Source organism: Alistipes sp. CAG:29 (genome assembly GCF_000435435.1).
Lineage (GTDB): Bacteria > Bacteroidota > Bacteroidia > Bacteroidales > Rikenellaceae > Alistipes > Alistipes onderdonkii.
This window is the reverse complement of record NZ_FR893424.1, coordinates 1-4,993: the sequence shown is the minus strand read 5'-3', so window position 1 is coordinate 4,993 and position 4,993 is coordinate 1. Positions and strand designations below refer to the sequence as shown.

General features: G+C 60.4%; 6 protein-coding genes. All 6 read right to left on the bottom strand.

The window, feature by feature from the left end; translation table 11 throughout:
- Positions 1 to 109: 109 nt before the first annotated feature.
- The gene (locus tag QVP03_RS03425; RefSeq protein WP_022332208.1) at positions 110 to 1,321 is read right to left on the bottom strand and encodes a sodium ion-translocating decarboxylase subunit beta; all 1,212 of its coding nucleotides are present in this window, start codon (positions 1,319 to 1,321) and stop codon (positions 110 to 112) included.
- Between the two features lie 4 nt (positions 1,322 to 1,325).
- Complete coding sequence (locus tag QVP03_RS03420) at positions 1,326 to 1,787, bottom strand: biotin/lipoyl-containing protein (RefSeq protein WP_022332207.1); 462 nt, start codon at positions 1,785 to 1,787, stop codon at positions 1,326 to 1,328.
- Positions 1,788 to 1,800: 13 nt separating this feature from the next.
- A complete protein-coding gene (locus QVP03_RS03415) occupies positions 1,801 to 2,154 on the bottom strand; it encodes an OadG family transporter subunit (RefSeq protein WP_022332206.1) in 354 nt (117 codons plus the stop codon).
- 15 nt (positions 2,155 to 2,169) lie between these two features.
- Positions 2,170 to 3,732, bottom strand: a complete 1,563-nt coding sequence (locus QVP03_RS03410; RefSeq protein WP_022332205.1) for an acyl-CoA carboxylase subunit beta — start codon at positions 3,730 to 3,732, stop codon at positions 2,170 to 2,172.
- Between the two features lie 168 nt (positions 3,733 to 3,900).
- Positions 3,901 to 4,311 carry a methylmalonyl-CoA epimerase gene (gene mce, locus QVP03_RS03405; protein WP_022332204.1) on the bottom strand — a complete coding sequence of 137 codons (411 nt, stop codon included), beginning with the start codon at positions 4,309 to 4,311 and terminating at the stop codon, positions 3,901 to 3,903.
- A 152-nt stretch (positions 4,312 to 4,463) separates the two neighbouring features.
- Positions 4,464 to 4,993: glycosyltransferase (locus tag QVP03_RS03400; RefSeq protein ID WP_281548617.1), on the bottom strand; the 530-nt coding region annotated here is incomplete at its 5' end.

Sequence of the window (4,993 nt, the reverse complement as noted above, 5' to 3'; positions counted from 1 at the left end):
GGCGCCGACTGCCTGCAAAAACCCGGCACGACCACTCACAAAAAAGGCGGGCTCCGAAAACCGGAGCCCGCCCCTGTCGCGGACGGCACTTAAGCCGCCCGGCGTAGTATTATCCGAGGAACGACAGCAGGATACCCGCAGCGACGGCAGAACCGACCACGCCGGCCACGTTGGGCCCCATGGCGTGCATCAGCAGGTAGTTCGAAGGGTTCTCCTTCTGGCCTTCGGTCTGCGATACGCGGGCAGCCATCGGGACTGCCGAAACGCCTGCCGAACCGATCAGCGGGTTGATCTTGTTCCCGTCCTTGCTGAAGACGTTCATCAGTTTGGCCAGCAGCACGCCTCCGGCGGTTCCCATAGCAAACGCGATGACACCCAGCACGAGGATCCCCAGCGTACGGAAGTTCAGGAACGCCTCGGCCGTAGCCGTAGCGCCGACCGTGAGGCCGAGGAAAATCACCACGATGTTCATCAGTTCGTTCTGCACCGTCTTGCTCAGACGGTCTACCACGCCGCACTCCTTCATCAGGTTACCCAGCATGAGGCAGCCGATCAGCGGCGCCGCACTCGGCAGCAGCAGCGAGATAATCACGGCGATGATCAGCGGGAAGAGGATACGCTCCAACTTCGAAACCGGGCGCAGCGTACGCATCTTGATGCCACGCTCCTTCTTGCTGGTCAGCGCGCGCAAGATGGGTGGCTGGATCACCGGCACGAGCGCCATGTAGGAGTAGGCCGCCACAGCGATCGGGCCCAGCAGTTCGGGGGCCAGCATCGAGGTGAGGTAGATGGCCGTCGGGCCGTCCGCACCGCCGATGATACCGATGGAACCGGCCTGCGCGGGCGTGAAGCCCAGGGCGTAGGCGCCGAGGAACGTCACGAAGATACCGATCTGCGCGGCGGCGCCGAGCAGGAAGCTCTTCGGGTTGGCGATCAGCGGGCCGAAATCGGTCATCGCCCCCACGCCGACGAAGATCAGGCAGGGGTAAATACCCAGTTTCACACCCAGGTAGAGGTAGTCGAGCAGTCCGGCATTCGCCACGAAAATATCCCAGTGGACATGTCCGTCGGCGAAAAGCTCGGTATGGTAGAGGTTCGCACCGGGCAGGTTGGTGAGCAGCATGCCGAAGGCGATGGTGAACAGCAACAGCGGTTCGAACTTGTGCCTGATAGCCAGGTAGAGCAGGAAGAATGCCACACAGATCATGGCGACGCTCCCCCAGCCCATCTCGGAGAAGAAACCCGCGATACCGGTCGAACCGGCGAAGTTACGCAGGCTGTCCCATACGAAGTCAGCGTTCGAGGTTAGCATTGTCAGCATAGGGCTATTCGATAACGATCAGGTTATCGCCTTCCATAACCGTAGCGCCCTGCTGGATGCAGACCTCCTTGACTACACCGGCACGGTCGGCGTCGATATTGTTCTCCATCTTCATGGCTTCGAGCACGACGAGCGTCTGGCCCGAGGCCACCTTGTCGCCGACCTGCACCTTGACCGAGAGCACGGTGCCGGGCAGCGGGCATTTCACGGCGTAACCCGACGAGGGGGCCGAAGGGGCGATGCGGGGCGAAGGCGAAGCCGTCGCAGGGGTAATCATGGCACTGTTGGCTTCCTTGGGAGCGGGCACCACCTGGGGCCGCGATGCGGCAGAGGTCTTGGCGCCTTCGATCTCGACCTCGTAGGCCGTACCGTTGACGACGACGTGCGCCACCGTCGAGGCGTCGTTCACCTCGTCGATCTGCACGGTATAATTCTGTCCGTTGATTTTCAGTGAGTAATCTTTCATTGTTATTTAAGTTCTATTTCCTTTCGGGAAGCGGGGTTAAACCGTGAATTTTCGAATTCCAGGGCGAATAGGCACGCTTGATGCTCATGATGGTCAGCACCTCGGACTCCCTGTCGTGCAGGGCGCTCCGGTAGAGTTTCAGGGCCGTGGCGATGGCCGCGATCTCCTCGTCGTGGATCTGCCCCGGAACTACCGCGGACTTATTGGCAGCGGCAGTCGCAGCGGCCTGGCGGCGCGTGAAGACATAGCCGAAGAGCTTCATCACCCACACCAGCAGAACCAGCACGAGGAACACGAGGCAGATACTGATGAGTGCCACCCACAGCATCTCCGACCAGCTCCAGTCTATTACCGATAATATTCTCATACTCATGCGATTCTATTACAACGGAATATTCGAATGCTTCTTCGCGGGGTTCTGCAGGCGCTTGGTTGCCAGCGACTGCAGCGCACGGATGATGCGGAAGCGCGTGTTGCGCGGTTCGATCACGTCGTCGATATAGCCGTAGCGGGCGGCGTTGTAGGGGTTCGAGAACTTGTCGTTGTACTCCTTCTCCTTCTCGGCCACGAACTTGGCTTTCTCTTCGGGCGACTCGATCGCTGCTACCTCCTTGCCGTAGAGCACCTCGACGGCACCGCTGGCGCCCATCACGGCGATCTCGGCCGTCGGCCATGCGTAGTTGATGTCACCGCGGATGTGCTTCGACGACATCACGATATAGGCGCCTCCGTACGCCTTGCGCAGCGTGACGGTGACCTTGGGAACCGTAGCCTCGCAATAGGCGAACAACAGCTTGGCGCCGTGCGTAATCACGCCGCCGTATTCCTGGGTCGTACCCGGCAGAAAGCCCGGAACGTCCACCAGGGTCACGATCGGAATGTTGAACGCATCGCAGAAGCGGATGAAACGCGCGGCCTTGCGGCTGGCGTTGATGTCGAGCACGCCGGCCATGAACTTGGGCTGGTTGGCGACGATGCCGACCGACTGGCCGTTGAAACGCGCGAAGCAGGTGATGATGTTCTTGGCGTATCCGGGAGCCGACTCCAGGTACTCACCGTTGTCCACGATCGCACGGATGACCTCGGCCATGTCGTAGGGTTTGTTGGCGTTGTCGGGGATGATCTCGTTGAGCGAATCCTCCAGGCGCGTGATCGAGTCGTTGCAGACGGCCAGCGGGGCGTCCTCCATGTTGTTCTGCGGCATGTAGGAGATGAGCTTGCGGATCAGCTCGATGCCCTCCTCCTCGGTATCGACGGCAAACTGCGCCACGCCCGACTTGGTGGTGTGCATCGTGGCACCGCCCAGCTGCTCCTGCGTCACGTCTTCGCCCGTCACGGTCTTCACGACCTTCGGGCCGGTGAGGAACATGTTCGAGGTCTCCTTCTTCATGATGATGAAGTCGGTCAGCGCGGGCGAATAAACGGCACCGCCGGCGCAGGGGCCGAAGATGGCCGAAATCTGCGGGATGACGCCCGACGACATCACGTTGCGCTGGAAGATGTTGGCATAGCCGGCCAGCGCGTTCACGCCTTCCTGGATACGCGCACCGCCCGAGTCGTTCATGCCGATGCAGGGGGCGCCGTTGCGCAGGGCCATGTCCATGACCTTGCAGATCTTGTCGGACATCGACAGCGACAGCGAACCCGCCGTCACGGTGAAGTCCTGTGCGAAAACATAGACCAGGCGTCCGTTGATCGTACCGTAACCGGTCACTACGCCGTCGCCGAAGGCATGGCTCTTGTCCATCCCGAAGTCATAGCAGCGGTGCGTCACGAACATGTCGAACTCCTCGAAGGAGCCTTCGTCGAGCAGCATCTGGATGCGCTCGCGGGCCGTGTACTTACCCTTGGCATGCTGGGCGTCGATACGCTTCTGACCGCCTCCGAGACGCGCGGTTTCGCGGTTCTCGATCAGCTGGTTGATCTTGTTCTGAATTTCACTCATAAGTATGTAGGTTTGTAATTTTTCCGAACCCCGGAATTTCCCGGCAGGTATCGCCCGCGGCCTGCGGCCGCGTTTACAGGTCTGACCCCACCCTAAGTCACTCCCTCGGGAGGGACTTCTGTTCCGCCTTTGGCGGAATTCGGAGATTCCGCAATATTCCTTGTTACACTATTTGTTCTTATTCTCGCAAAGCTCGGTCAGGATGCCCTGGGTCGATTTGGGGTGCAGGAAAGCGATGGTCATCCCCTCGGCGCCCTTGCGCGGGGTCTTGTCGATCAGGCGGATGCCCTTGGCTTCGGCATCGGCGAGCTGCTCCTCGATATTCTCGCAGGCAAGCGCCATGTGGTGGATACCGACGCCGCGGTTTTCGATGTATTTGGCGATGGTCGACTCCTCCGAAGTGGGTTCCAGCAGTTCGATCTTGGTCTGCCCCAACATGAAAAACGCCGTGCGCACCTTCTGGTCAGCGACCTCTTCGATGGCATAGCATTTCAGGCCCAATACGTTTTCCCAGTAGGGAATTGCTTCATCGAGGCTCTTCACTGCGACGCCAAGATGCTCGATATGAGAAACTTTCATAGCAAATATAAAATTTAAGTTAGTGAATATTTCGCGTCAAATACCAGCTTGTTATTTTGCGAACACAAAGATAGGGTATTAAATTGGAAATACCCAAGAGATTTCTGGTATTTTTTTCCGGATTTATGCTCCTTTCGGGAAGGCCAAGCGCTTCACAGCGAACTGTAAATGTCGATCAGCCGGCGGGCGACGGCGTATTCCGAGAAAAGTTCGGCGCGGCGGCGTTCACGGGCTTTCATCTCGCGGCGGAAATTCGCGTCCGACAGCACGTTTTCCAGCGCAGCGGCCACCTCCCCCGCCGCCTCAGGGCGGACATAGGCCGCGGCGTCGCCGGCGGCCTCGCGGTTGAGCTGCGTGTCGCTCAGCACCATGGGCACCCCGGCACGCATCGCCTCCACCACGGGCACGATCGACGCCTCGATCCCGGCATCGGGCAGGTAGACGAAGGCATGGGCGAGGCGGAACAGCGCCGGCAGGTCGTCGGGGCTGAGTTCGTAGATAAAATCGACGCGCGAGGCCATATGCCGCCCGCGGGCAAATTCCAGCAGGGAATCCGAATAGGCCGTGCGCCGGCCGCAGACCACGATCCCGACCCGCTCGGCGGAAGATGCGGCAGGACGCACGGCGGTGTCCGCCGGGGCCTCGCCGCGCATGCCCGTGGCGATGCCGCCCCGCCCTGTCG